Annotated in this window: 21 protein-coding genes; 7 read left to right on the top strand and 14 right to left on the bottom strand. The window is 47.4% G+C overall.

The genetic code is table 11. The annotated features are described in order from the left end of the window. Positions 1-4: 4 nt before the first annotated feature. From tolB to NWAT_RS00570, 14 genes are all read right to left on the bottom strand, one after another. Entirely contained in the window at positions 5-1252 is a 1248-nt protein-coding gene (gene tolB / locus NWAT_RS00635) for a Tol-Pal system beta propeller repeat protein TolB (RefSeq protein ID WP_232420169.1), read from the bottom strand. A 56-nt stretch (positions 1253-1308) separates the two neighbouring features. Then, positions 1309-2274: a cell envelope integrity protein TolA gene (gene tolA / locus NWAT_RS00630; protein WP_013219223.1), complete on the bottom strand. Its 966-nt coding sequence runs from the start codon at positions 2272-2274 to the stop codon at positions 1309-1311. 10 nt (positions 2275-2284) lie between these two features. Then, complete coding sequence (gene tolR, locus NWAT_RS00625; RefSeq protein WP_013219222.1) at positions 2285-2731, bottom strand: protein TolR; 447 nt, start codon at positions 2729-2731, stop codon at positions 2285-2287. 9 nt (positions 2732-2740) lie between these two features. After that, positions 2741-3421, bottom strand: a complete 681-nt coding sequence (gene tolQ / locus NWAT_RS00620; RefSeq protein ID WP_013219221.1) for a protein TolQ — start codon at positions 3419-3421, stop codon at positions 2741-2743. Beyond that, the gene (gene ybgC, locus NWAT_RS00615; protein WP_013219220.1) at positions 3418-3822 is read right to left on the bottom strand and encodes a tol-pal system-associated acyl-CoA thioesterase; all 405 of its coding nucleotides are present in this window, start codon (positions 3820-3822) and stop codon (positions 3418-3420) included. Before ybgC ends, tolQ begins: the two co-directional genes overlap by 4 nt. Next, positions 3815-4861: a Holliday junction branch migration DNA helicase RuvB gene (gene ruvB / locus NWAT_RS00610; protein WP_013219219.1), complete on the bottom strand. Its 1047-nt coding sequence runs from the start codon at positions 4859-4861 to the stop codon at positions 3815-3817. Before ruvB ends, ybgC begins: the two co-directional genes overlap by 8 nt. Continuing rightward, a complete protein-coding gene (gene ruvA, locus NWAT_RS00605) occupies positions 4858-5466 on the bottom strand; it encodes a Holliday junction branch migration protein RuvA (protein ID WP_013219218.1) in 609 nt (202 codons plus the stop codon). The genes ruvB and ruvA overlap by 4 nt, the downstream gene beginning before the upstream one ends. Then, entirely contained in the window at positions 5463-5987 is a 525-nt protein-coding gene (gene ruvC, locus NWAT_RS00600) for a crossover junction endodeoxyribonuclease RuvC (RefSeq protein WP_013219217.1), read from the bottom strand. The genes ruvA and ruvC overlap by 4 nt, the downstream gene beginning before the upstream one ends. A 102-nt stretch (positions 5988-6089) precedes the next feature. Continuing rightward, positions 6090-6839 (bottom strand): YebC/PmpR family DNA-binding transcriptional regulator, encoded by a 750-nt coding sequence (locus tag NWAT_RS00595; RefSeq protein WP_013219216.1) that lies wholly within the window; start codon positions 6837-6839, stop codon positions 6090-6092. A gap of 36 nt (positions 6840-6875) precedes the next feature. Next, positions 6876-7805, bottom strand: a complete 930-nt coding sequence (locus NWAT_RS00590) for a branched-chain amino acid transaminase (protein WP_013219215.1) — start codon at positions 7803-7805, stop codon at positions 6876-6878. A gap of 54 nt (positions 7806-7859) precedes the next feature. Then, the gene (glnE, locus tag NWAT_RS00585; protein ID WP_013219214.1) at positions 7860-10757 is read right to left on the bottom strand and encodes a bifunctional [glutamate--ammonia ligase]-adenylyl-L-tyrosine phosphorylase/[glutamate--ammonia-ligase] adenylyltransferase; all 2898 of its coding nucleotides are present in this window, start codon (positions 10755-10757) and stop codon (positions 7860-7862) included. 489 nt (positions 10758-11246) lie between these two features. Then, a complete protein-coding gene (locus tag NWAT_RS00580) occupies positions 11247-11666 on the bottom strand; it encodes a hypothetical protein (RefSeq protein ID WP_232420168.1) in 420 nt (139 codons plus the stop codon). Between the two features lie 107 nt (positions 11667-11773). After that, positions 11774-12319, bottom strand: coding sequence for a GTP-binding protein (locus NWAT_RS00575; protein WP_013219213.1), 546 nt, complete (start codon positions 12317-12319; stop codon positions 11774-11776). Between the two features lie 52 nt (positions 12320-12371). Then, positions 12372-13559 (bottom strand): hypothetical protein, encoded by a 1188-nt coding sequence (locus NWAT_RS00570; protein WP_013219212.1) that lies wholly within the window; start codon positions 13557-13559, stop codon positions 12372-12374. A gap of 954 nt (positions 13560-14513) precedes the next feature. Between NWAT_RS00570 and NWAT_RS00565 the strand changes: the two genes are divergently transcribed. From NWAT_RS00565 to NWAT_RS00535, 7 genes are all read left to right on the top strand, one after another. Beyond that, a complete protein-coding gene (locus NWAT_RS00565; protein WP_049773035.1) occupies positions 14514-14870 on the top strand; it encodes a response regulator in 357 nt (118 codons plus the stop codon). An 82-nt stretch (positions 14871-14952) separates the two neighbouring features. Beyond that, positions 14953-15318, top strand: a complete 366-nt coding sequence (locus tag NWAT_RS00560) for a response regulator (RefSeq protein ID WP_013219209.1) — start codon at positions 14953-14955, stop codon at positions 15316-15318. Positions 15319-15329: 11 nt separating this feature from the next. After that, positions 15330-15866 (top strand): chemotaxis protein CheW, encoded by a 537-nt coding sequence (locus NWAT_RS00555; RefSeq protein WP_013219208.1) that lies wholly within the window; start codon positions 15330-15332, stop codon positions 15864-15866. A gap of 31 nt (positions 15867-15897) precedes the next feature. Beyond that, the gene (locus NWAT_RS00550; protein WP_013219207.1) at positions 15898-17571 is read left to right on the top strand and encodes a methyl-accepting chemotaxis protein; all 1674 of its coding nucleotides are present in this window, start codon (positions 15898-15900) and stop codon (positions 17569-17571) included. A gap of 13 nt (positions 17572-17584) precedes the next feature. Continuing rightward, positions 17585-18433 carry a CheR family methyltransferase gene (locus tag NWAT_RS00545; RefSeq protein ID WP_013219206.1) on the top strand — a complete coding sequence of 283 codons (849 nt, stop codon included), beginning with the start codon at positions 17585-17587 and terminating at the stop codon, positions 18431-18433. Between the two features lie 17 nt (positions 18434-18450). Beyond that, positions 18451-23739, top strand: coding sequence for an Hpt domain-containing protein (locus NWAT_RS00540; protein WP_013219205.1), 5289 nt, complete (start codon positions 18451-18453; stop codon positions 23737-23739). Beyond that, the gene (locus tag NWAT_RS00535; RefSeq protein ID WP_013219204.1) at positions 23726-24757 is read left to right on the top strand and encodes a chemotaxis protein CheB; all 1032 of its coding nucleotides are present in this window, start codon (positions 23726-23728) and stop codon (positions 24755-24757) included. The genes NWAT_RS00540 and NWAT_RS00535 overlap by 14 nt, the downstream gene beginning before the upstream one ends. Positions 24758-24766 lie beyond the last annotated feature (9 nt).

Here is a 24766-nt window from a genome sequence, read left to right as displayed (position 1 = left end):
TAGTTCAAGGGGACCAAGCGGGTTCCCGGACTTCATCGCCTTGCTGCGCTAAACGCTGGCGAACTCGGCCATCGGTGGAGACGGCGGCTAATACGCCTCCCTGAGGACCCGAAGTGGCGTAAAGAATCATCCGTCCATTGGGCGCAAAGCTTGGTGATTCATCCATTCGAGTCTGGGTCAGAACTTGTAATTCCTTACTTTGCAAATTCAATACGGCAATATGGAATTGTCCCTTATCCCCATGAATCAAGGCCAAGCGGCGGCCATTCGGCGCAAACGAAGCCGAGGCATTATAGGCTCCCTCGAAGGTTAGGCGTTGCGCCTGTCCGCCTGAAACTGGAACCTGATAAAGCTGAGGCTGCCCTCCCCGATCTGAGGTGAAAACAATACTCTTTCCATCAGGCGCCCAAACGGGCTCGGTATCAATGGCAGTATTATGGGTAAGACGGGTGAGCCTGTCGGTCGCCAAATCACGAATATAAATTTCCGGATTACCTTCCTTGGAGAGGACCAGAGCAAGCTTGCGCCCATCCGGAGACCAAGCGGGGGCGCTGTTAATCCCAGGAAAAGAAGCCACGGATTGCCGCTGACCCGTGCGCAATTCCTGAACGAAAACTTCCGAGCGCCGACGTTCAAAGGATACATAGGCGATCTGGGTTCCATCAGGAGACCAGGCCGGTGATAAAATAGGTTCCTTCGAGCGCAAAATAGTATGGGGATTATGGCCATCCACATCGGCCACCTGTAGGGCATATTGTTTAGCCCCATGGGCAGCCCTGGAAACGGTGACAAAGGCAATATGGGTGGTAAAAAAGCCTTTTTCACCGGTCAAGGTCTCGTAGATAAGATCAGCTATTTGATGGGCCAGATGGCGCAGCCCCGCCGCCGGAACTTGGTAGCGGCGTCCTACTAATTGCTCCGCCTTGTAGATATCAAACAATTGAAAGCTGACTTCATAACGGTCCGCTCCTAAAGCACTTACCTTCCCGATCACCAAACCCTCCGAACCCAGTCGCCGCCAATCCTGGAATTGGATATCGGAAGCAGCGTGAGGACGGGCAATCAGATCTTCCTCTGGCAAGGGGGCAAAACGCCCGCTGCGGGCCAAATCAGCGGCAATGACGGCGGCCACATCTTCGGGGGGAACTTTTCCTTCCTTCTGGAAGGGAACGATGGCGATAGGCAACGCCGCTTCCGTACCACCGGTGATTTCAATGGTGAGCACCGCCGAAACATTTTGTGCTGCTACCATCAACATCCACAACCACAAGATCTTAAAGCAAACTTTCATAATCTATAAAATAATTATTAGCTACCAGGCTTAAAGTCAAAATTAAAAACTCGCAGCTCCTCCGCTGCCGCCGATTCGGAAGGTACCGGCAAGGGGGCAGCTTTATAAACTGCCGCCTGCGCCGAGCTATCAAACGCCCGGTCACCACTGCTCTCGGTCACTTTCACATTGCGTACCTCGCCACTGGGTAGCATTTCCACTTGTAATGAGACTTTTAGGCTATCCTGGCTAGCAGGAGGACGAATCCAGTAACGCTCCACTCGCATTTTTACTTGATCCGTAAAGCGCTGTTTGGCCAATTCAATCTGCTCGGCTTGTTGTTCCGCCTTAATGCCAGCCTGAAGTTCCTCCTCGCGGCGCGCTTTTTCTGCCTTGCGGCGATCGGCTTCCGCTTTTTTGCGCGCTTCCTCTTCCGCCTTGCGTTTAGCCGCCTCAGCCTTTTTACGTTCTTCTTCCGCTTTTCGTTTGGCTGCCTCAGCCTGGCGCCGCTCTTCCTCCAAACGCCGCTTCTCGGCCTCGGCTTGGCGTTTTTCCTCTTCAGCGCGCTTTTTCTCAGCTTCCGCCTGACGGCGGGCCGTCTCTTCCTTCGCCTTGCGTTCCGCCTCAAGTCGTTTAAGCCGAGCTTGCTCCTCCTGCTGTTTTCGCTCCAGTGCCCGTTGTTCTCGGGTTTCCTGCCTGGCCTGTTCCACCTTTGCCTGCTGCTGGCGCTGGGCTTCCGCCCGCTGTCGTTCGGCTGCTTCCCGCTTTTGCGCTAGGGCCCGCTGTCGGGCTAGCGCATCCTGTTCTGCTTGCCGCCGCTGGGCGGCTTCCGCTAATACCTTCTCCTTATCCACGACGGTGGCTTGGACAATCCGCGCCGGGTCAATATTGACCGGCTCGGGTTTAGGTGCCCAACCCAAGCTGATTAACAATACGATAAAGAAAATAACATGAACTAATAGGGCCAACGCCAAGGCAATCCATTTCTTAGGCGAATTCTCCATGGATAATAAATTAGCGGGATTCCTGCCGGGACGGTGTTTCCGTGATTAGCCCAATATGGGGCGCGCCCGCTTGCTGTAATAAGGCCATCACTTTTACCACGGCGCCATAGGAAACTTGGCGATCTCCTCCTATAAGAATAGGGGTATCAGGCTTATGGCGCAGCACCAAAGTAACCACCTCTAAAAGCTTATCCGCCGTCACCGGCTGCCTTGGGGCTTTGCCTGCATTAATATAATAACGCCCTTGAACGTCCACATTGATCAGCAAGGGCGGCTCATCTTCTGGCGGCTTGACCGGCTTGGAAGCTGCCTGGGGTAGATCAACCTTGACTCCCTGAGTCAGCATCGGTGCCGTGATCATGAAAATCACTAATAACACCAGCATGACATCAATGTAGGGCACCACGTTGATTTCCGCTAGGAGCCGGCGCCGCTTGCGTTGCTGAAGAGTATACATGGGACTGGGCTAAACAGTATGAATTTGGCGCTGAAGGATAGTCGAGAATTCCTCTATAAAGGTATCATAGCGGTTAGCTAGGCGCTCCACTTCATAAGCATAGCGATTGTAGGCAATCACCGCCGGAATAGCGGCAAACAGCCCCATGGCGGTGGCAATAAGCGCCTCGGCAATCCCTGGAGCCACCATGGCTAACGTAGCCTGATGGGCATTGCCCAAACCCCGGAACGAATTCATAATGCCCCATACAGTGCCAAACAAGCCGATATAGGGGCTAGTGGAACCAACTGTGGCTAAAAACGGCAGCGAAGCCTCCAGCCTATCTATTTCCCGAGCCAGGGAAACCCGCATCGCCCGCTGGGTTCCCTCTAATACCGTTCGGTGCTCTATACCCACCTGTTTGCGCAAACGGGCAAATTCCCCGAACCCCGCAAGAAAAATACCTTCCATACCCCCAGGCGGGAGCTCTTGTTGGGCAGCCAGTTCGGCATAGAGGTTATTAAGTTCTTTCCCCGACCAAAAACGATCTTCGAACTCATCGGCCTCCTCCCTGGCCTGCTTCAGCTCGCCTCGCTTACGGAAAATAAGGGTCCAAGCAATCACGGAAATAATTAGCAATATCAATATCACCAATTGCACCAAAAAGCTGGCGCCTGTAATTAAATCCAGAAGAGAGAGATCAACAGTCACCAGTAATTAATCTCCGTAAGTATCCATTTAGGAATGGGACAAGGATGAAAGGTTTGGGCATTTAGGCAGGCCACTTTAACTTCGGCCTGACAGAGAAGCGTTTCCTCCCCGCGCCGCACCGTCTGGGAAAAAGTCAAACTAGCGCGCCCACGCTTTAGGAGATGACTATGCACCTGCAGCCAATCATTAAAGCGTCCAGGCCGCAAATAATCTAAGCGCAAAGAACGTACCACAAACAACACCCCTTGTTGGTTAAGCAAAACATCCTGCTCGAACCCTAGGCTGCGCAACCACTCGGTACGGGCCCGCTCCATAAACTTGAGATAATTAGCATAATAAACCACACCGCCACTATCGGTGTCCTCGTAATAAACACGCACTGGCCATACAAATTCATTCATTGGGAAAAAGATCAGAAACTTCTTGTGCTATCACCTCCGCAGCCGGTTTTAAACCAAAATGAAGGTAGGCATGACGGGTTGCCGTTCGACCCCGCGGCGTACGCATAATGAATCCCTGCTGAAGTAAAAAAGGCTCTATCACATCTTCGATAGTACCCCGCTCTTCGCCAATGGCAGCCGCTAAGCTATCCACGCCCACCGGACCACCATCGAATTTCTCAATCATTGCTAGCAGCAACTTACGGTCCATGGTATCAAAACCATGGCTATCCACGTCTAACAGATCCAGGGCCTTTTGTGCTACCTGGCGGGTTACCCGGCCATCTACTTTGATTTCGGCGTAATCCCGCACTCGCCGCAGCAGACGGTTAGCAATCCGTGGTGTTCCCCGGGAGCGGCGCGCAATTTCCAAGGCGCCCTCTTTTTCCATCGTCATGCCAAGAATACGGGCCGTGCGTTCCACAATCAAAACTAAATGATCCACAGCATAAAACTCTAGGCGCTGGACGATACCAAAGCGATCCCGCAGAGGAGAGGTCAACAACCCCGCCCGGGTGGTCGCCCCCACCAAGGTAAAAGGCACTAAATCTAATTTGATAGATCGCGCTGCTGGACCTTCACCAATCATAATATCAATCTGGCGATCCTCCATGGCCGGATAAAGCACTTCCTCCACCACGGGGCTTAAACGATGAATTTCATCAATGAAAAGTACATCCCGGGGCTCCAGATTAGTGAGTAAAGCGGCCAGATCACCAGGCCGTTCCAATACCGGCCCCGAAGTTTGCCGTAAATTTACCTCTAGCTCATTGGCAATAATGTGGGAGAGCGTGGTCTTACCCAGTCCCGGGGGACCAAAAATGAGTACGTGGTCAAGAGCTTCATGCCGGGCCCGGGCAGCAGGAATAAAAACTTCCATCTGCTCTTGCACCTGGGGTTGTCCTATATAATCAGCCAATTTGGAAGGACGTAGTGAAAATTCGACCGCTTTTTCCCCACGAGATTCTTGGGGGGAAACTAAACCTCGGCTTAGAGTCATGGTTGTAACATCCGCTGTAATGACCGCCGGATGATTTCCTCCGTGGTCAATCCCTCGGTATCGAGGCGGCGCACTGTCCGGCTAGCATCATTAGGCTTATAACCCAGCGCCACCAGAGCACTGACTGCTTCCGCCACCGTCCCCGCCGGGACAGACCCATCAACCGTATCGGAGCACATCTCTGCTATTCTACTCTCCGGCCTATCGAGCAGCCGATCCCGCATCTCTATAATGAGGCGTTCTGCCGTTTTTTTACCTATGCCAGGCAATCGGGTCAGGCTCACCGTATCTCCTTCCTGAACACAGCGGGTAAAAGATTCGGCCTCGATGCCAGAAAGAATGCCTAATCCCAATTTAGCGCCCACACCATTAACCCGAATTAGACTCCGGAATAGCCCGCGCTCCTTTTCGCTAGCAAAAGCATACAGCAGGTGGGCATCGTCCCGCACGACCAGATGAGTGTATAGGATCACCTCAGCGCCCATGGCGGGAAGGACATAGAACGTAGACAAGGGGGCTTCGAGTTCATAACCTACGCCTTGTACATCCAATAATAAAAAGGGAGCCCGTTTTTCCAATAAAATGCCCCGCAAACGACCAATCATCGATAATAGCGCCCCCGCCGCCGGCCCCTTGCCTGCCCAGCCAAACCAGCCAAAAGTGGACCTGCATGCTCATGGCAGAGGGCGCAGGCCAAGGCATCGGCGGCATCCGTTACCGGTTCGGCAGGAAGTTTAAGCAATAAACGTACCATGTACTGGACTTGAGATTTGGCCGCATCGCCACGCCCCACCACGGCTTGTTTAACCTGGGATGGGGTATATTCAAAAATAGGGAGCACCGCATTGACCGCGGCACAGATCGCTGCCCCGCGGGCCTGCCCCAGCTTCAGGGCAGAGCTAGGATTTTGGTGCATAAAAACTTGCTCCACCGCCACTTCATCAGGATGATAATCTTGGATAATTTCGGTAATTCCCTGGAAGATTTGTCCCAATCGCTCCGCTAATCCTCCCCCTCCCGCACGGATGCAACCAGCAGCGATGTAGATGGTTTTTTTGTTATTAGTTTCAATCAAGCCGTAGCCCGTAATCCGGGACCCAGGATCAATACCGAGGATTCGCGCCATAATAAAGTTAGGAAATTTTCTACCAAAAGAAGAGCTTTACTAAAAATCGGCACCTATTTTCTCCGGCTAATCAGCCATTTTCAATGATGGCCACAACCGAAACTATCCTAATTGCGCTAAAATTTCCTCGGAAAAATCAGCATTGCTATAGACTTGCTGAACGTCATCCAGATCCTCCAGGGCATCCAGAAAATCCAGCATTTTCCTTGCATCCTCCAGCAGCGCCAATGAGACGCTGGTCGACGCATGTTGCGTAATTTCTGCCTGCTCAGCCTTCAAACCCGCCTTATCCAGAGCCTTCTTTACCGTCAAAAATTCCTCCGGCTCAGTAAACACATCTATTGAGCTATCCTCGTTGGTCACCACATCCTCAGCGCCCCCTTCAATGGCAACTTCCATGATGGCATCTTCATTGCTCTCCTTAGCATAGCTGATAATGCCTTTTTTGCTGAATAAATAGGCAACCGACCCATCCGTACCGAGATTTCCGCCCCATTTACTAAAGACGTGGCGGATTTCAGCCACGGTGCGATTACGATTATCGGTCATACAATCCACCATCACGGCTACGCCATGGGGACCGTATCCTTCATAACGGACCTCTTCATAGGCCACCCCTTCCAGATCGCCGGTGCCCCGCTTGATAGCCCGCTCGATGTTATCCTTAGGCATATTAGCAGCGAAAGCCTTGTCAATGGCGGTGCGTAGCCTTGGGCTTGTTGCGGGATCGCCACCCTCAAGGCGCGCCGCCACCGTAATCTCGCGAATAAGCCGGGTAAACAGCTTACCCCGCTTGGCATCCTGGGCACCCTTACGATATTGAATATTGGCCCATTTACTATGTCCCGCCATCGTTCTCCCTTCGCTTAATCAATCAGCACTTCAAGCTCAATCCAATACCAGAGTTAGCCACTCTGGATAAGCCTCCCGGCGGCCATGCACCTGATCAAAATAAAGGCTCTGGAGGCGGTCCGTAATAGGCCCGCGGACACCATCACCAATCCTGCGCCCATCCAGCTCTCGGATAGGGGTAACTTCCGCTGCCGTGCCAGTAAAGAAAGCTTCATCCGCCACATAGACCTCATCCCGGGTGATCCGTTTCTCTCGTAAAGGCACCCCGATTTCCTGGGCTAACTGAAAAATAGTATCCCGAGTAATTCCCTCCAAGGCTGAGGTGAGATCGGGTGTGTAGATCACACCGTTGCGAATAATGAAGATATTTTCCCCGCTGCCTTCAGCCACGTATCCTTCCGTGTCCAATAACAAGGCTTCGTCGCAACCGCAGGCTAAGGCTTCTTGCAGCGCCAGCATGGAGTTCAGATAATTACCGTTGGCCTTGGCCTTACACATAGTGATATTCACATGGTGCCGGGTATAGGAAGAGGTCTTCACCCGAATTCCCCTTTCGATGTTTTCAGCACCTAGATAAGTTCCCCAGGACCAGGCCGCTATCATTACATGGACTTGGAGATTGTCAGCCCGCAATCCCATACCTTCGGAACCATAAAAGCACATGGGACGAATATAAGCCGTTTCCAAACCATTTTTCCGCACCACCAGGCGCTGAACCTGATTCAAGGTTTCTTTATCATAAGGAATCGTCATATTGAGAATATGGGCGGAACGAAACAAGCGCTCGGTGTGTTCCCGTAGCCGGAAGATAGCAGTACCCCGGGGGGTTTTATAAGCGCGCACCCCTTCAAAAACCCCCATCCCATAATGTAAGGTATGGGTTAGTACATGGACTCGGGCTTCGCGCCAGGGCACCAATTCGCCGTCTAACCAAATGATGCCGTCGCGGTCATCCATCGTGCTCATTTAATCTCATCTCCCCTACTTACTTGATTGTCCACTAAGGAATTATTTGGCATATTATTCTTCTAGTAAAGCCGACCATAACCGCTGAACGGCAATACGCTCCTGGCGAAATTGCCCCTCCTCCACCCGGGCTTCATGGGTCTGCAAACTGAGCCGGTTGGCCGCTGCCCGATAGGCACGATAAGCATCCGCTAGCAGCAGGCTTTCTTCTGATGCCAATAGCCCCGCCTGAGCAAAACCTTCCAGAATTCGAATATTGTCCGGATACTCTAGCAGCTGAGGATAAGCATGGGCCCAAGCAAGCACACCATATTGGACCATAAATTCTATATCAGCAATACCACCCCTGCCCTGCTTAAGGTCGAACCAGCCCCGCTGGCTGCGATCCAGTTGGTTCCGCATCTTAGCCCGCATCTGGCGGACCTCCTCCCGTAGCTTTACTGGATCTCGCCGCCGCCCCAAAATCTCCCGCCGCATAGCGGTAAAGGCGGCGCCAAGCCTTGCGTCACCCGCTACAAAGCGGGCCCGAACCAAGGCTTGATGCTCCCAAGTCCAAGCTTGCCCGCACTGATAATCCCGATAGGCATCCAGGCCACTAACCAGGAAGCCGGAAGCACCGCTTGGACGCAGGCGAGTATCAACTTCATATAGTTTTCCGGAAGGAGTCGACGTTTGTAAGATATGGATGAGACGCTGTCCTAAACGACTATAAAATACCACAGGGTCAAGCGGTTTTTTCCCCTCCGTGGGAGGATCGCCCAGTTTAGCGCTATGAAGAAAAACCAGATCCAGATCGGAACCATAGCCTAACTCATAGCCTCCCAACTTCCCATAGCCAATAACGGCAAAGCCAGACTCTTCCGGTTGCTCTCCGGTGCTGCTTGGAAGCCGGCCATGGCGGCGAGTCAAATGCCGCCAACTAAGTTCCAGGCATTTTTTTAGGATTACCTCCGCCAAATAAGTTAAGTGATCACCTACTTTCATCAGAGGCAACACCCCCGTGACATCAGCCGCCGCAACGCGCAATGTCTGGCGCTGGCAAAAGTGGCGCAGTAATTCCATTTGTTGCTCCAAATCATCCTCTGGAATAGTTCCTAGCGACCGCTCCAGATCATCAGCTAAGGAAGCATAATCCAACACCCGATACAGGGAACGGGGATCCAGCAGTTCATCCAATAGCAAGGGATAACGGGTCAGTTGACGGGCGATCAAGGGGCTGGCTGCGCATAGCTTCACGAGCTGGGATAAGGCCATGGGATATTCTGCCAATAGAGCTAAATAAGCGGTGCGCTGAGCCACGGTTTCCAATAATATTATTACCCGCTGCAGACACTGCTCTGGATGTTCGGCGCGGCCAACCGCCCCTAGCAACAGGGGCATCAACTGATCAAGACGAATTCGGGCCTGAGCGCTGAGAGTGCGCACCGTATAAGATTGGCGTAGATACATCAGTGTCTGCACTGCCTCTTCTGGGGCGCGGTACCCGGCCGCACTTAAAACCGCTAGACTCGCCTCCTGTAACTCCCCCCCTGACCAAACTTCGGCAAGCCTCTTCTCCTGGGCCATCTGATCGGTAATATCCATATGAGGCGCAGCAAATAACTGCTCAAAATGCTCTTGCACCCGGCGCCGATGCTCTTCAAGGGCGCTAGCAAATGCCCCCCAGTCCCCGTAACCCATAGCAAAGGCCAAGCGAGCACGCCCTTCTGCTGAAGTTGGCAAATAGTGAGTTTGTTCATCCCGGTAAGCTTGGAGACGATGCTCGACCCGGCGCAAAAATATATAGGCGGTGCATAATTCTTCTTTAGCATAGTAGGGTAGATGGTCTCTCTCCGCTAACAGCGCTAGCACCCGCAGAATCCCCCGCTCCTGAAGAGCCGGTTCACGTCCTCCACGGATCAACTGAAAAGATTGGCCAATAAATTCAATCTCGCGAATCCCTCCAGGGCCTAGTTTTATATTAGCTTCGATTCCCTGCCGCCGCAGTTCCTGAGTGATCATCGCCTTCATACCACGCAAAGACTCAATGGCGCCAAAATCTAGGTAACGACGATAAGAGAAAGGCCGAAGCATCGCTATTAAATGCGTTCCCGCCTGACAGTCACCGGCCACCACTCGGGCTTTGATCATGGCATACCGCTCCCAGTCACGGCCTTGATTTTGGTAGTAATTTTCCATGGCAGTGAAACTTGTTACCAGGGGACCAGAGTCCCCATCAGGGCGCAAACGCATATCAACCCGAAACACGAATCCCTCTTCCGTGCGCTCATCAAGAACCCGGATTAAGCGTCGAGCTAGGCGAATGAAATATTCCTCGTTGCTCAAGGTCCGCTGCGCGCCGCGGGTTTCCCCAGACTCAGGATAGGCAAAAATAAGGTCGATATCCGAGGAGAGGTTAAGTTCCCTCGCCCCCAATTTGCCCATACCCAGCACTACCATGGATTGGGGTTTACCAGAGACAGCTCCATAAGGAGTGCCTAATGCCTCACTTTGCCAATAGTGTAAACAAGCCAAGGCGCGGTTAAGACACGCCTCCGCCAGTTGTGAAAGTTCCCTAAAAACCTCATCAAGGCTGGCCCAGCCAGCCAAATCACGCCAAATAATACGTACCATCTCTCGCTGGCGAAAGCGCCGTAAGGCAATCATCAGCTCCGTTTCAGTAGAAATATCAGTGAGCTGTTGAGCTAGGTTTTTAGCATAATGATTTGGTTCGTAAGCACGAAAGAGATCACCGCTTCCTTGCAAATCCAACAACAAAGAAGGCCAACGAATGCAGGTGGTTGCTACAAACTCACTTGCTCCCCAAACTAAATAAAGCGTTTCAAGTGTTTTTACTTTAAGTACCGCTTCCAGATCCTTCTGCTCTAACGCTTCCTGAAAACGTGCCAAATCGTTTTCAAGCCGCCCCTGGAGAAGGGCCGGTAGCTTATGAATATTGGCTTGCCAGTTCATTGATGGTTTGCGGAAAATCTTAGCAATTACCCGCCAGAAAGGGATAAGGAATTGTGCAACATGCCTATCCCTTCCGGCACCTTCTGTTTAGCGTGGGAGAGTTTAATAACGTAGCCATCACCATTGACCTTCTTTCAGGAACAGGGCTATTCAACGTTCACAGATTCCGCTATACAGTAATATCCTGTCAAGACTGTAAGCAGGCATGGATATTATGGCGCAACGGATTGAGAGTGAAGCGGCGAGACAAAATGAAAATAGCAAAATTGCGGCGGATGCGACGACATGTTTTCTTCTAGGATAATGGTGTAAACAAGCCTCGATACCCTAGTGCTTCAGGCTAACGCATACGGATTATAACTTCCCCAACAATATTATTCGCATCAGTGAGAGTAACGTCGCGCTAATAACCAAATAAGCTCAGTAAATGCCGGCTGATTAAAACGGGGACGATCCCCAATAATTAACATAAAGAACTGCTTTCCCATACTAAAGGGACCAAAACCCTACCTGACTAGTCCCAGCGACACCCCCAGCCCCCAGCCCCCAGCCCCTTGAGCGTAGCTTTAAATAGCCTTGCAATAAGCCCTTATGGCGCTCATTCAAAGCACTTAAATCAGCACTCAGGGCAGATAACTCTTCAGCAGCCTCGCGCCCATAATCATGGGTTGCGAGATGGAATCCCTGATCGTCGGAAAGCAGCGCCTTCCCACTGCCAGATAATTTAGCTAACAAATTTGGCAAGGCACCTTCTAATGACCCTGTCGGGGCTTCACGGGAAAGCGGTATACCTTGCAACCAAGCCAAGGATTGCACCCGAAAAATCAACTCTAAAGTTACAGCCCCATCTTCTCCCCAGGCTTGCACTTGCTCGGCGGTTAGCGGAGGCGTATTGCCTTCCTGAAACAACTCGAAACAATAGCTCCCGGGCAGGCTCCACTACAGGACTCGAGATGGCGTAATAGGCCCCCCTGGCGTTGGTAACACATATTGATTGGGAATAAATAATTCGATAGCTAACCATTTGAATTAGCCAATCCTGAATCTAAAGAATAAAGCAATATTTGTATTAGCAAGGAAATATCCCTGCGGTTACGGGCATCTACTTCAAGAATTGGCGGTTTCGTAGCAAATCCTTGCAATCCTTGATAATAATCACTGATTTTGGGCTGGGAGTGCACATCCATTCGTGATACCCCGATTGCCACACCCGTACGAGAAATGAATTCTCGAAAAGCGCCAAGAAAAAAATGTATATCCTGAAGGGGATTAGTACGGCTGTTGTCTAACAGCAATACCAACCCAATCCCCCCTTCAGTCAAAATATCCCACATAAAGTCAAATCGTTCTTGGCCAGGTGTACCATAGAGGTGAATTCTTTCCGTTTCCGATACATTCATCAACCCGTAGTCCATGGCTACCGTAGTCCGAGGATCTTTTCGTCGCGTCATATCGCTAGCCACCTCGTCTGTGCTGACGGTAGGAATATCACTCAACACGCTAATCGCTGTTGTTTTGCCGACCCCTACGGGACCAGTAAAAATGAGCTTATGATTTGACATTAAATTTTATAAAACAGGTAGATTTCAATTCTGACATCATCATAGAGGATGGCTAACTTTGACGTAATCGATTCAAGATTCTGTCCAGGATACCTTTATGCTGAGGGACGGGGATTGATAAAGGCGCTTCCTTTACCGTAATCTGCTCTAGCGCTACCAGTCCCAAGCTATGGACAGCACTAAAAAAAGCAAAGACATAACGCTGGGGTATCTGCAAAGCAGCGACGGTTCCCATTAAAGAACAAGGCCGCACCATCCAGAGCGCAGCAATACGCATCGCGTGGGGTGTCAGCAATAGCCGGGTAAGATTAGGCCAGTGCTTGAGGCATACAGGACGATCAAGAGGCACATCCAGGGGAATCCGTCCCCGCGAAGTCCACAAAGCGACTTTCCATAGTAAGGGCTGCAGAGGCTGCCATGAGTCTGAATAAACAACCTGGGAGGACAACGCCTCCACCTCTTGTGGAGTAAGCGTGCTGATATCAACATTTGCCTTAGCTAATGGCATCACACATAGCGGCCGAAGCTGTCTATCACTTAGTTTAAGCATAATCTGGCTGGACTCAAGCGAGATAATGACTTCACCCCAACCACTGGTAGTAATGCGAGCGCCTCCTATAGCTTGGGCTTTGATAAGCGCGTTATGGAGATGGCCTTGAAGATAACGGTGAGAATCATAATAGATTTTTTCCAATTGAATAGGATCAGTAACATCGCGATCAGGCGCATTACCGCAGTACTCATGGATCGCTCGTCTCTCCATCGCCTCTGCAGCACCAAAAATAAAAGGTTGATATGCTGTACTGCTAGGTAGTATAGAAGAGGGGACAATCTGAGAAGACTTTGATACTTCAACCCCAGGGCGTGATTTTAGCGGTTGCTGTAGAGATAATTTCGGCGCTTCCCCTCCGCATCTACAATTTACTCTAAGCTTTTCCAAAGCCGCCAATAAAATCTCTAACCTCACTGGCTTAGGGATAACCACAGTGTCCTGAAAAACAGTGGGGCGCATAGACATGATAAGAGTTGGGCGTTTAGGGAAACGAGATCTATAATTTTTCCATAACGCCTTCCATCGAGGGCCATCCAAATCAAGAATACCTACTTCAGCAGCGGTTTCTTCTACTAAAAAATAGTTTCCCTTGCCAGGCCCCGCAAACGCCATCTCTAACAGCTTTCTTACATGTTGGCCTACACCAAAAGTAGCCACACGTAAAGGAACCGAGTTTGAATTCACCATAGGTATACCAAAGTTTTTTCTAAATACCTCGTTCTAACTGTTCCGCTAATATTTTCTATTGTGATAGTAATATAAATCCTTTCTTTCCAAGATGCTGACTCATTCTTCTCAATACTCGTTTAAATAGATAATAATTCCTCTACTACCGCAACATTAGCAGGATCACATAGGTATAATCGTTCCAATAAACTCAGCTATTTGTTCGTAGTGTAAATATTCTTTTACCTCTGCAAGGAGGTCCTCTTTATAGGTATATCAAATTGTTACCGAGGATACTTTTTCAGTGTACTAAATCTGTGTTTCCTATCACAAAATCGCTTAGTACTGATTGGGTTATCTTCGGTATGCTATTGATGGTTCTCACGTCCCAGCCTAGTTTTTCCCATAATGCTTTCCTTTATTCCGTGGTAAGCCTTATAACTATCCATAAACAGCATACATGACTGTAATGGGCCACTCTTCTTACCTAAGATAACAAGAGATTTAACAAGGCTCCATAACAATGAGGCATCTGTCTAATGTCTAATTCGCTGTACATACGCTTGTAAGTTGTGATGTTGCCGTGCTATCTGATATATAAAGCATTCTATCAATTTTTATCTCTAATAATCAGATACCTGCTTATAGTTATCACGATATAACTTTTATTAAGAACCGAATATATCTCAAATACAATCCAAATTATTGATGACTAAAATAATCGAAACCCAGCATTAAAGAATAATGACTAGCCGTCGATTAATGTTCTAGCAATTTTTGTACAAGCGCAGGGATTGCATAGGCATAAAAATCAGGTGATACGTCTAGCACTATCCCTCGCAGGGTAAATTTTATGATTTTAATAAATAACTCTTCCTCAATCAGTAGTGTATTGTTTGAATGGAACATAATTAAAGTTGGGAGATACCTGCTGTGAGTAATGCGGAAAATATCGAATTTAATGGCCTTAAAGTTATGGTCGTTGACGATAGTAAAACTATTCGTAAAACAGCAGAAACTTTACTTAAAAAATTTGGTTGCAAAGTAGTAACAGCAGAAGATGGATTCGAGGCTCTTCCCAAAATAAACCAACACCACCCAGACATCATATTTATAGATATTATGATGCCAAGGCTAGATGGTTATCAAACCTGCACCTTGATAAAAAACAACTCTGCATTGAAAAATACTCCAGTTATTATGCTCTCTAGCAAAGATGGTTTATTTGACCGAGCACGTGGCCGTATCGCGGGTTGTGACCAATATCTAACAAAACCTTTTACTCGTGAAGAACTCTTAGGTGCTATTTCAAGCCACTGCAGTCACTCATGATTGTTTTTGACATTAGCTACTAATATTTGACTAAAAAATAAAATCAACATTAACCAGAACCTTCCAGATGCAGGAACACCCTATGGCACATATCTTAGTAGTTGATGATTCCTCAACAGAAACTCATGCATTTAGGATAATGCTAGAAAAGAAAGGTTTTACTGTTTCCTTTGCTAATAATGGCTTAGAAGGCATGACCAAAGCCAAAACATTAAAACCTGATTTAATTTTAATGGATGTTGTAATGCCACAGGTTAACGGCTTCCAAGCTACAAGAAAGCTAAAGCGTGATCCAGAAACCGCTGAAATACCTGTAATAATCATATCGGCAAAAAATCAGGAAACGGATCGAGTTTGGGGGCTACGTCAAGGGGCTAAAGGCTATTTGTCTAAGCCAGTGGATAAGGAAGAATTATTTAATAAAATTAATATGCTAATCAATTCCTAAGCAACCATAGCATGGACAAGAATAACCCTTTTTCCATACTTCGCGGTATCGAAGCTCAAAACCGCCGGCATGGGGCTGCTCTACCACAGCAAACTGCTATCCGCCAAAGATGGACAAACCTTGGTTTTCTTCTTGGAAACCAAAAACTAGCTGCTCTCCTTACCCAGGTATGTGAAGTTTTTCCCTGTCCTGCGATAGCGAGGGTTCCCGGCGCTAAGCCTTGGGTACTAGGAATTGCAAATATCCGCGGCTATATATTACCTCTTATAGATCTTCACGCCTATATCTATGGTACCCCATCAAATCAGACTCATAGAAGCAAGATTTTGGTTGTCACCAAGAAAAAACTCATTACGGGCTTACTGGTAGAAGAGGTTTTCGGACTCAAACATTTTTTAGACGAAGAATGGACCGGGCAGCAACTTCCATCGAATGATCCCCTTAATCGCTATATTCAAAGAGGGTTCGTTCAGAACAGAGAAATATGGTTGGAATTTGATTTTCATCTGCTTATAGAACAAGAGAGCTTTTTCCTAGCAACCGTCTAAATTGAGGGCCCATGAGGGCTTAATTAAAGTAATGGAAATAAATTCTGATTATAGCGAAATTAAACTGGCTCGCCGTTCTGGAGAAAAGCGAATGAATATCCGCAATCATATTTATCTCTCTGCACTAACCGCAAGAAAGCATTTGTTTCTGACGGTAATTACGATATTACTAGCACTTACTACAATTGTTGGTATCAGCTATGCCACATGGCAAATAAATAAGATTAATATCGATATAAAGCTAGGCTCAGAGATGCGAGTCTTAACTCAGAGATTTCCTGTCTTTATTTTCTTTATAACAGCAAACAATAAAATCAAGAAAGAAAAAATAAATGAAGGTATTTCTGCTTTTGATAAAAAGTTAGAAGAAATTGATAGCAATGATATATATATACCTTCTATAGCTACTGCTATAGAAAAATCGCAACAAAAAATACAGCCTATCTGGTCCCAATTAAAAAAGGAACTTATAGACACGCTGGATACTCCTCAAAAAAGCACTATATCTAATTTATTTGAGCATAGTGATAATCTTTTCCAAATAATTACTGGTCTAGTCGAGTCCTATCAAAATGCACGTAACCAGTTACAAATTATCTTAGTCACCAGCTACGCTATCGGGATAAGCACGCTTATTCTGTTATTAATATTATTTACTCGTCCTATAAAAACATTACGCCAAAAATTTGATGGCCTGGAAATAAAAAATTCTCATAATCAAGATGCAATTTTAAAACTATTAGACGAAATGGGCGATTTAGCTGATGGCGATCTTACTGTTAGTGCAACTGTAACTGAAGATATTACAGGGGCCATTGCCGATTCCATTAACTACACCATTGATGCCTTACGTACCCTAGTACAAGATATCAATGATACCGCCATCAAAGTATCGAGCTCAGCCCAGGAAACACAAGCTACGGTCATGCATTTAGCTGATGCAAGCGAACATCAGGCCCAACAGATCACAACGGTAGGCGCGGCCATTAATGAAATGGCAGTTTCCATTGAACAGGTTTCAGATAACGCAACCAAGTCAGCGGAGGTTGCTAAACAATCAGTAGAAATCGCGGGCAAGGGCACTGAAACGGTGAAAAATGCCATTGAAGGAATGGACAATATCCGTGAGCAGATTCAAGAAACATCTAAAAGAATTAAGAGACTAGGTGAAAGCTCTCAGCAAATTGGCGAAATTGTGGAACTCATCAACGATATTGCCGAACAGACCAATATTTTGTCTCTAAACGCAGCTATTCAAGCGGCAATGGCTGGAGAAGCTGGGCGAGGTTTCGCTGTGGTAGCCGATGAAGTTCAGCGTTTAGCAGAGCGTTCTAGTAACGCGACTAAACAGATTGATGCCCTCGTCAAAACTATTCAAAGCGATACTCACGAAGCTATTATCTCAATGGAAGAAAGTACTTCTGGAGTGGTTTCTGGCGCTAAACTATCCCAAGATGCAGGAGGAGCTCTTGGCCAGATTGAGAGCGTGTCCCACCATCTGGCAGAACTTATTCAAAATATCTCCGGTGCGGCGAAACAACAGGCGGCGGCGGCGGCAGGCATTTCCGATACCATGAATGTTATACAAGAAATTACTGACCAAACCTCTAAAGGCACTAATGAGACGGCCTCTTCTATCGGCCGCCTTTCTGAATACGCCAATGAAATGCGTGAATCAGTAGCTGGATTTAAACTTCCAAAATAATCATTGATTAACGATGAAGCTTAACCCGCAGCCGAATCTCAGCGCTAAAAATTATCCCATGTGGGCAGAAATTTTAGAGGAATTTGGTATTTTTACGGATACAATTCCAAATTCTTTTTTAGAAACCCGCCTTCGTATGCGGATGAGGGTCCATGGTTTCGATGATTTCCATCACTACTATAATTACTTAAAATCATTACATAAAAACAGCATGGAATGGAGAGTTCTCATTGATAGTCTAACCGTCAATGAAACGCGCTTCTTTCGGGATCCTGACTCTTTATCCCTTATTGAAAAGTTTTTGCTATCCAATCAATACTCACTCAGTAAGACACAGCACAGCATCCATGCTTGGAGCGTGGCCTGCGCTACTGGCGAAGAGGCCTATTCTCTTGCCATAATTATAGATAAAAATACCCGGGCGAATAAAAATATATTTTTTGGAATCACAGCTACCGATATTAGCCACTCTGCGCTCACCACGGGAAAGCAAGGTATATATCATAAGAGCAGGCTGACCAACATTCCCTCCTATTTACGTACTAAGTATTTTATTCCGTTAGATGACGACTTTTATCAAACCAAACTAATGGTTCGTAATCGAGTATGTTTTTCTAGGCTAAATGTGCTACAAGCAAAAAATGCTCCTTTAGGAAAAATGAATATTATTGTGTGCCAGAATTTCCTTATATACTTTAATTTAGATAAACATTCTTTAATTTTAGATACTTTAGTTACCCACCTAGCACCTGGCGGTTTATTAATTTTAAGCATTAGCGATGTATTTAATTGGGCGCATCCAGCGTTAGAAAAGATAAATCATGAAAATACGCTTGCCTATCGGCGTAAAGCCGACTCATAGTAGCAGGAGAACAGCTTATGAGCACAAATTATGAGTTTAGCCAAAGCGCGCTTAGCTGGGTCAAAAAAGAGCTTGAAGAGTCATTGCGTGATGCGAGTTTAGCTTTAGAAGCTTTTGCCGAAAATATAGAAGATATCACTCAATTACGCTTCTACCTGAACCATTTACATCAGGTAGAAGGGGTTCTTGAAATGGTGGAATTAGCAGGGGCAAATTTGCTTGCTGCTGAAACCAAAGCGCTCGCCCTTGGCATCCTTGAGAAAAGAATAGAAGCTGATACACAAGCCCTAGAAGCATTGATGCAGGGGACACTTTCACTACAGGATTATCTAAATCGCCTAAATTCAGGAAAAAAAGATCATCCCATTAGTGTCTTGCCTATAGTAAATGAAATACGCCAAACTTATAATCAAACTCCGCTAAAAAAAATTGACTTCTTTGATCCAGAATTAAATACTCTGCTCCCAGATACCCTGACATCTTATTTATTGGAGATGGATGGCGATATTCCTTCCCTGTTTTCCTCCAAATTACGCCTGCAGTATGAGTCTGCTCTCCTCAGCTGGTTCCGAAATTCCGCTAATGATAGTCTTCTTCGTCTCGCCGAGGTAATATCTGAATTACGAAAAAATTGCCGTGACGTTGCCGCTATTCGCCTATGGTGGTTATCTCAGGGCGTTATTGAAGCACTACAAGAAAATGGCATCCAATCAACACAAGAAATAAAACTCTTATTAGGAGAGTTAAATAAGAAAATCAAAATATTGATTCAATCAGGCGAGCCCGCACTGGTAGCCGATATCACTGACCATCTGCTTAAATCACTATTACTCCAAATCGCTAATGCAACCTCTTCTGGAAGCTATGTTACCGCTATAAAAACAACTTACCAATTAGAGAATTATGCTCCTTCGGATCAATCCTCTCTCAATAACCTAGGGACCGAAGTTATTAATACGGTGCTTGATGCCTTCCACGAGGATCTTGCCCAAGTTAAAGACAGCCTGGATATTTTTGATCGCACTAATACACAACCTCAAAAAATCGAGAATCTAAGCTATCTGCTTCACAAAATGGTTGATACCTTAGCAATCATTGGCTTTAATACACCTATTTCTATCCTACATGAAGCAATCATACAGATGGAAGAAACGAGCCAAAACGAAGCCGAATTTGACCGCAATAAGCAGTTGGAACTGGCTGATAGTTTACTTAAGGTTGAGGCATCACTACAAACAGAAATAGCGCTTTCCAGAAACCCCAAAAAAGGCTCCTCCACCGCCCACCATCACTTTAATATTCATCAAGCAGCGCCTTTAGACCGCGATCCTGAGAGTAACAGCAATGTTGAATCAGCCCTCCACACGGCAACAAAAGAATGTCTCGATGAATTGTCTATCGTAAGTGGAGCGCTAACTAGCTATAGCCTGAATCTGAACGACCCGAACATATTAGACCCAGTTCCGAATAAATTACAGCAAATTTCCGAGACCTTGTCGGTGCTGGGACTAACCCGCATTGCTGATTTGATTACGGAATGTAACCTCTGTATTAATAAAACCCTTATCGGAAAAAGCTATAATACCTCCCCAACTAACCTGGAAGCTCTAGCAGAAGCCATTTGCGCCATAGAGCTTTATCTAGAAATGTTGACGGAAGGCGCGCTAGCAAGCGGCTCACTCTTAGATACCGCAGCGGACTGCTTAACCCGCATCTCAGAGTCGGTGGATAATACCGCTGATGAGCACCCAGCCACAGTTGAATCTGTCGACGCTATACCTGTCTCCGAAGAGCCGGCTTCAGAGATTACTGAAGCGAGTTCTAGCCCAGGGATAAAAAGCGACTCTGTTCCATCCCATCAAACCATCTGGGAAATTCCTAGCACGCCGGTCTATCCAGAAGGTGTCGATCCAGAAATTGCCACCTATTTTATTGAAGAAGCCCAAGAAGAGATGCTTTCCATTGCTAAGCATTTTTCTCAATGGCGACAGGACAGCAACCAACAAGAAGCGCTTAAAACAATACGCCGCTCCTTTCACACCCTCAAAGGCAGTGGGCGCCTTGTCGGCGCAACCGATATCGGCGAGCTAGCCTGGGCTATTGAAAATATGCTTAACCGTATCATGGAGGGAGCAATTGAAATAAAGCCCGCGGTATTTGAAATAATTGAAGGAGCACAGCAAGCATTATCACAACTTCTTACCTTGTTCACGCAAGGGGGAGGGAAACCGGCCGAGAGTATTTTGGCATTATCACATAGGGCACAGGCCGTAGCTGACAGTATGCCCAATCTTACTTCCGGTGAGGATGACCCCATCCTCCAAGCTACTGACATAGAAAATTCCTGCGCCCCCTCTGCTAAAAACAGTGAGCCTTCCACCGGGGAGAAAATTTCTGAACATGATCCAGAATCTACCCAGAAAGCACAGTTAGCGAAGCAAGAGACTTTCATTTCAGACCAGCATACTTCTTCAGCTTCTGGATACCTTTCCGATCCAGAGCTACTAGCCGTTTTCCTCGATGAGGCGGATGACATTCTGCAAGCTATAGAGACTACCCTAACCGACCTGCGCGCATCTCCTCAAGAGAGCACGCCAGTACAACAACTACAACGAGAACTTCATACCCTAAAAGGGGGTGCGCGCCTGGCTAACCTTACCGCTCTGGGCGACCTTAGCCACGATCTGGAATCTCTTATTACCGTCGCTATTGATAAAGGCGCCACAGATAACAATGAATTCCTCTGTCTGCTACAAGAAGGCCATGACCGGCTTGCGGAAATGTGCGACTCCCTTCGCCACGGGGCTGCTTTACTCGCTGCCAATGATGTATCCTCCCGTATTCATGGAATGGCTGACTCCTTACCGTGTACGGAAAAAACACCGCCAACGCCGGATGTACTTTCACCGGATGATGCCCCTGATCCTGGTTTAATAAAAGATCTCCCCATCGATCCCAATAACGAGCTAGTTGCTGCTTTCCTAGAAGAAGCCGATGAGCTGCTGCAAGCTAGTCAGATAAGCCTTTCAGCCTGGCAGGAAAACCCCTCCTCAGAGCAGGTTCCAGCCGAGGAATTTCAACGGCATCTGCACACCTTAAAAGGTGGCGCGCGACTAGCAGGGGTTACCTTGTTGGCTGATCTGACCCATCATATGGAAACAGTGGCAAGCGCGGTAACAGAAGGGAAACGAAATGCGGAACCAGAACTATTTGGGCTTTTGCAACATTGCCTTGATAGATTATGCACATTATGCGAATTCGCTCAAAACGCTGCCCCACTTCCCTCCATATCGGACTTATTGATTGAGATAAGTCGTTATAGTTCTGAAGATCTCCCATCCTCTCAGAATTCGGAACAAGCGCGGCTAATCCATAATCAAGAATTGCCAGCGGCACTAGCTATTCCCCCGGAACAGGAACTGCATAAAACTACGCATCCTCTCACGGAAACCGGAACCTCGCCGGTAGAACAAGTACGGGTACGGGCTGATTTACTGGATCACCTAGTTAACAATGCCGCCGAAGTCAATATCTTTAGCACTCGCATCGAGCAACAGATTGGAACAATACGTTTAAATCTTGGCGAAATGGAACGAACCGTTGCCCGCCTGCGGAGTCAAATCCGTAGATTAGAGATCGAAACAGAAGCCCAAATTATTTACCGCCATGAAGAAAAAAACAACCAGCATCTGGAAGGCTTTGATCCCTTGGAAATGGATCGCTATTCTCAATTACACCAATTATCGCGGGGACTCGTAGAAAGTATCAGCGATCTCACTAATATTAAAGAAACACTAGATGAGACAGCACGGGAAGCGGATATCCTCCTACTCCAGCAATCACGCACGGGAGCTGATCTACAACAGGGTTTAATGAACACACGGATGCTACCGTTTACGGGAGTAACGCCGCGCCTTCATAGAATCGTTCGCCAAACAGCGCAGGAACTCGATAAAAAAGTCCAGATAAAAATAACAGATAGCGGTCATGAACTGGACCGTACAGTATTAAATCGTATTATTGCTCCCCTTGAGCATATGCTGCGAAATAGTATTGCTCATGGTATTGAGTCCCCCCCCCTCCGTATCGCGGCTGGCAAGAAAGAAATGGGTAGCATTTCCCTCTCACTGATTCGCGAAGGTTCGGAAATTGTTATCCACGTAAGCGATGACGGGCAAGGCATTGATTTAGAGAAAATACGTGCTAAAGCACTTACTCGAGGGCTGGTGCAAAAAGAGGCGATGCCGCCCGACGATGATCTAATCCAACTCATCCTGGAATCGGGTTTTAGCACTGCTGATAACATTTCCCAAGTTGCGGGGCGTGGAATAGGCATGGATGTTGTCAATAGCGAAATACGAGCCCTCAACGGAACCTTAGCTATCACCTCCCAAAAAGGCAAGGGAACAACCTTTACCATCCGTCTTCCACTAACCCTTACCATTGTCCAGGCTCTGCTAGTCGAAACGAACAATGAACTTTTCGCTTTACCTATCATTAGCGTACAAAGTGTAATCCGCCTTGATAAGGAAACCATTGATTCTCTACTTGCTAGCGAACAACGCCTATTTTCCCATGAAGACGTTAATTATCGCTTTATTCATCTTGGCGCCGCCCTGGGACAAGATTACCCAGAAACATCCTCTTCCTCTTCTAATACCCATTACCCTGTGTTATTAGTGCGCTCGGGTGAATTTCAGGCCGCCATACTAGTAGACACTCTGATAGGCAGTCGTGAAATTGTCATTAAATCAGTGGGACCTCAGCTCGGCGCCATTAAAGAGATAGCCGGCGCAACCATTCTAGGGGATGGCAGAGTAGTGCTTATCTTGGATCTGCCAGCCCTGATCCGCAAGATTGCACAAAAAACAGAAACCTCTATATCGATAAGGCAGCAAACAGCTACCAAGATAGCGCAAAAACCAATAGTCATGGTCATCGATGATTCCATTACTATTCGCAAAACTACCGAGAAAATTTTGCAACGCCATGGAATGGAAGTACTGACGGCCCGGGATGGGGTAAATGCGGTAGAGCTTCTTCAGGAAAGCATCCCCGATATTTTCCTGCTAGATATTGAAATGCCGCGGATGGACGGCTTCGAGCTTGCTACGTTCATCCGAAAAGATGAACGATTGCAGGATATTCCGATCATCATGATTACCTCCCGGAGCGGAAAAAAACATCGGGATCGGGCTAACCAAATAGGAGTTAATACCTATTTAATTAAACCCTATCAAGAAGACGAATTATTACAACATATTCAACTTTTTCTAAATACGACTGAGGCCAATGTCACCTTCTAAACAAAGGCCCGTCCAGGTTGCCATCGCCTGTAACTGTAAAGATATGCGACTCCAGATCCGCCATATTTTAGAACAACACGGCCTTTCCGTGGTTGCCGATGGTCCTCCCGATATCCAATTTTTGACTGTAGCTGAAAGCCGTTACGCTAATGTGCTTTTTATAGGGTTAGACAAAGCTTATGAAAAGCAAGCCCAAGCATTTGAGAAACTTTTAGAACAGACTTCCCTTCCAATGCTGTTTAATGAAGGAACTCCCCAAACAAGTAAAAAAACCACTGAGTTTGCTCAATGGGGAAAACGGATAAGCAATAAACTGGCTAAACTTGCGAACCTTGCCCCTACGACAAGAATACTAGGAAAAGAAACACCGAGACAACTTAATCCACAGGGCTTTTCAGCGAAGGAGAAAACTGAACAACGGGTTTGGGTATTAGGCGCATCCACGGGTGGACCTCAAGCGCTACAACGCTTTCTAAGCGCTATTCCAGAAACATTACCCACCACATTCATTGTAGCGCAGCACATTGGCGCCAACTTTCTAGAACTGCTTACCAAACAGTTAGCTCAATATACTTGCTTTTCCGTAGAAGTGCCGAAACCGGGGCACCGGCTTCAAAATCAGCAGGTTTTGATCACTCCAGAAAAATATGATCTCAGCTTTGATGATAACCGCTGCTTGACCCTGCTCCCTGCTATTCATAATTATCGCTATAATCCATCCATTGACTCGATCATGCACACTGTATCAAAACATTTTGGCGCCATGGCTGGTGCCATTATCTTTAGCGGTATGGGCGAGGATGGCGCCCAAGGCTGTCATCATGTTCTTGCCAATGGGGGTACGGTCTGGGCTCAAGATGCCGCTAGCTGTGAGATTAGTAGCATGCCTGATTATGCTCGCGCCACCGGGGCCGTCAGTTTCAGCGCTCCTCCCGAAGGGCTGGCCAAAAGTCTTGTTAAGCTGCTCGAAGATACCCATGTCAAGGACCGCATAAGCCGTAAGGAAGCAATAAGCTAAACTTAATTT

Source organism: Nitrosococcus watsonii C-113, assembly GCF_000143085.1.
In the GTDB taxonomy this organism is placed as follows: Bacteria; Pseudomonadota; Gammaproteobacteria; order Nitrosococcales; family Nitrosococcaceae; genus Nitrosococcus; species Nitrosococcus watsonii.
This window is presented reverse-complemented; position numbering and strand designations above follow the sequence as displayed.

Excerpts from the sequence above, each read along its gene's own strand:
- NWAT_RS00560 (WP_013219209.1), top strand. The coding sequence starts at position 14,953 with ATGGCACATATCTTAGTAGTTGATGATTCCTCAACAGAAACTCATGCA.
- ruvB (WP_013219219.1), bottom strand. The coding sequence starts at position 4,861 with ATGACTCTAAGCCGAGGTTTAGTTTCCCCCCAAGAATCTCGTGGGGAA.
- NWAT_RS00595 (WP_013219216.1), bottom strand. The coding sequence starts at position 6,839 with ATGGCGGGACATAGTAAATGGGCCAATATTCAATATCGTAAGGGTGCC.
- NWAT_RS00535 (WP_013219204.1), top strand. The coding sequence starts at position 23,726 with ATGTCACCTTCTAAACAAAGGCCCGTCCAGGTTGCCATCGCCTGTAAC.
- NWAT_RS00590 (WP_013219215.1), bottom strand. The coding sequence starts at position 7,805 with ATGAGCACGATGGATGACCGCGACGGCATCATTTGGTTAGACGGCGAA.
- NWAT_RS00545 (WP_013219206.1), top strand. The coding sequence starts at position 17,585 with ATGAAGCTTAACCCGCAGCCGAATCTCAGCGCTAAAAATTATCCCATG.
- NWAT_RS00555 (WP_013219208.1), top strand. The coding sequence starts at position 15,330 with ATGGACAAGAATAACCCTTTTTCCATACTTCGCGGTATCGAAGCTCAA.
- NWAT_RS00550 (WP_013219207.1), top strand. The coding sequence starts at position 15,898 with ATGGAAATAAATTCTGATTATAGCGAAATTAAACTGGCTCGCCGTTCT.
- NWAT_RS00575 (WP_013219213.1), bottom strand. The coding sequence starts at position 12,319 with ATGTCAAATCATAAGCTCATTTTTACTGGTCCCGTAGGGGTCGGCAAA.
- NWAT_RS00540 (WP_013219205.1), top strand. The coding sequence starts at position 18,451 with ATGAGCACAAATTATGAGTTTAGCCAAAGCGCGCTTAGCTGGGTCAAA.
- NWAT_RS00570 (WP_013219212.1), bottom strand. The coding sequence starts at position 13,559 with ATGGTGAATTCAAACTCGGTTCCTTTACGTGTGGCTACTTTTGGTGTA.
- ybgC (WP_013219220.1), bottom strand. The coding sequence starts at position 3,822 with ATGAATGAATTTGTATGGCCAGTGCGTGTTTATTACGAGGACACCGAT.
- tolR (WP_013219222.1), bottom strand. The coding sequence starts at position 2,731 with ATGTATACTCTTCAGCAACGCAAGCGGCGCCGGCTCCTAGCGGAAATC.
- ruvC (WP_013219217.1), bottom strand. The coding sequence starts at position 5,987 with ATGGCGCGAATCCTCGGTATTGATCCTGGGTCCCGGATTACGGGCTAC.
- ruvA (WP_013219218.1), bottom strand. The coding sequence starts at position 5,466 with ATGATTGGTCGTTTGCGGGGCATTTTATTGGAAAAACGGGCTCCCTTT.
- tolA (WP_013219223.1), bottom strand. The coding sequence starts at position 2,274 with ATGGAGAATTCGCCTAAGAAATGGATTGCCTTGGCGTTGGCCCTATTA.
- tolB (WP_232420169.1), bottom strand. The coding sequence starts at position 1,252 with ATGGTAGCAGCACAAAATGTTTCGGCGGTGCTCACCATTGAAATCACC.
- NWAT_RS00565 (WP_049773035.1), top strand. The coding sequence starts at position 14,514 with ATGGTCGTTGACGATAGTAAAACTATTCGTAAAACAGCAGAAACTTTA.
- glnE (WP_013219214.1), bottom strand. The coding sequence starts at position 10,757 with ATGAACTGGCAAGCCAATATTCATAAGCTACCGGCCCTTCTCCAGGGG.